The organism is Dietzia sp. E1, assembly GCF_014145015.1.
Classification (GTDB): domain Bacteria; phylum Actinomycetota; class Actinomycetes; order Mycobacteriales; family Mycobacteriaceae; genus Dietzia; species Dietzia cinnamea_A.
Genome location: NZ_JAALDU010000413.1, coordinates 1 through 1,985, shown reverse-complemented (window position 1 = coordinate 1,985; position 1,985 = coordinate 1). Strand labels below are relative to the sequence as shown.

Genomic DNA, 1,985 nt, shown 5'->3' with positions numbered 1-1,985 from the left:
GGCCACCGGCGCGGCCTGGACCCGCGGGCGCCGGCTCGGCCTGGACGTGGGCACCGCCCGCATCGGCGTGGCCTCCTGCGACCCAGACGGGATCCTGGCCACCCCGGTCGAGACCATCCGCGTGGTCGACGGCGACCCCGGGTGGGCCGCCGAGCTCCGGCGGCTCGGCGAGCTGATCGCCGAGTACGACGCCGTCGGCGTGGTCGTGGGGCTACCCACCTCCCTCAAGGGGCGCGAGACCGCCTCGACCGCCATGGCCCGGTCGTTCGCCGACGCGCTGACCACCGCTTCCCCGGAAGTGCCGGTGGAACTCGTCGACGAGAGGCTGACCACCGTCACCGCCGGCGCGGCCCTCCACGGGGCCGGCCGCAACACGCGTAAGCAGCGCGACGTGATCGACCAGGCCGCCGCCGTGGTCCTCCTCCAGGCCTGGATCGACTCGCGGCATGCCCGCCGATGAGCGACGCGCCGACCGGCGTGGATGGATAAACTGCGGCCGAGCACGATGCTGTCCGCCGGGCAGCTCCCCTTCAACCCTGACCGAGGAGCACCATGTCTGCGGCACGAGGACGCTCACGCACGAGCGGCACCACCAGGTTCCTCCTCCTGGCGGCCGTGATCGGGGTGGTCCTCGCCTTCGGCTTCATGGTCTACCGCAATCTCAACACCGAGGTCGCCGCCGCTCCCGACCACGAGGGAGAGGGCAGCGGCAACGCTCTGCTGCACGTCGAGCCCGGCGACACCCTGGGCGTCGTGGGGGACCGCCTCTACGAGATCGGCACGGTCGCCAGTACCCGGGCCTTCACCGGCGCCGCGGCCGGCACACCTGTCGAGGGCATTCAACCCGGCTTCTACCAGGTGCGTCAGGAGATGAGCGCGGCCGCCGCCGTCGAAGCGCTGTCGGATCCGCGGAACCGCGTCGGGATGGTCGACGTCAAGCCCGGCGGTCGGCTCCTGGACACGGTCGTCGTGGGCGGCGGCACCGAGAAGGGGATCTTCACCCTGATCGCCGACGCCACCTGCCTGCGCGACCTCGACGCGCCGGACGAGGCCCCGGCGTGTCGACAGCCCCAGGAGATCGTGGACGCCGCCGCCCAGGCCGACCCCGCGGTGCTGGGCGTCCCCGACTGGGCGATCAACGAGGTCCGGGCCGCCCCGGACCCGGTGCGTCGACTCGAGGGCCTCATCCGGCCGGGCGTCCACACCATCGACCCCCGCTCCGAGCCCGTCGACATCCTGCGGCACCTCATCGAGACCTCCACCGCCGCCTATGACGAGACCGGTCTGGTCCCGGCGGCCCAGCGGATCGGCCTGACCCCGTACCAGGTGGTCACCGCGGCCTCCCTGGTGGAGAAGGAGGGGCTGCCGCAGGACTTCGACAAGGTCGCCCGGGTCATCCTCAACCGCCTCGCCGAACCCATGCGGCTGCAGTTCGACTCCACCGTGAACTACGCTCTCGCCGATCAGGAGATCGCCACCACTGACGCCGACCGGGCCGCCCGGACCCCGTGGAACACCTACGCCATGGACGGCCTCCCCTACGGGCCCATCGGCTCACCCGGACTCGAGGCGCTCCGCGCCATGGAGAACCCGGCCGACGGACAGTGGAAGTACTTCGTCACGGTGGACATGCAGGGGACCACCCGCTTCGCCGACGAGTACCCGGAGCACGAACGCAACCAGAGCGAGGCGATCGCCAACGGGGTTCTGGCAAGTGGACGCTGATCCCTTGTCCGCCGGCGCCGGGCCGCGGTCGGCGGCCGTACTCGGGCACCCGGTGGACCACTCTCTCTCGCCTGTCCTGCACGGCGCCGCCTACCGCGCTCTCGGCCTCCACGACTGGACCTACGAGCGCATCGACTGCGACGCCGAGCGCCTGCCGTCGCTGGTGGACTCCTCACCGGCCCACCGGATCGGCTACTCGGTCACGATGCCCGGGAAGTTCGCCGCGCTCGCGCACGCCACCGAGGTCAGCGACCGCGCCC

2 protein-coding genes and 1 pseudogene are annotated in these 1,985 nt (G+C 72.2%); all 3 read left to right on the top strand.

Annotated elements, in window-relative coordinates; translation table 11 throughout:
* Positions 1 to 460: Holliday junction resolvase RuvX (ruvX, locus tag G6030_RS13185; RefSeq protein WP_241724352.1), on the top strand; the 460-nt coding region annotated here is incomplete at its 5' end.
* Positions 461 to 552: 92 nt separating this feature from the next.
* The gene (locus G6030_RS13180) at positions 553 to 1,725 is read left to right on the top strand and encodes an endolytic transglycosylase MltG (protein ID WP_182643433.1); all 1,173 of its coding nucleotides are present in this window, start codon (positions 553 to 555) and stop codon (positions 1,723 to 1,725) included.
* Positions 1,715 to 1,985: pseudogene (locus G6030_RS13175) on the top strand (shikimate dehydrogenase); the annotation flags it as partial. The gene G6030_RS13180 and the pseudogene G6030_RS13175, both read left to right, overlap by 11 nt.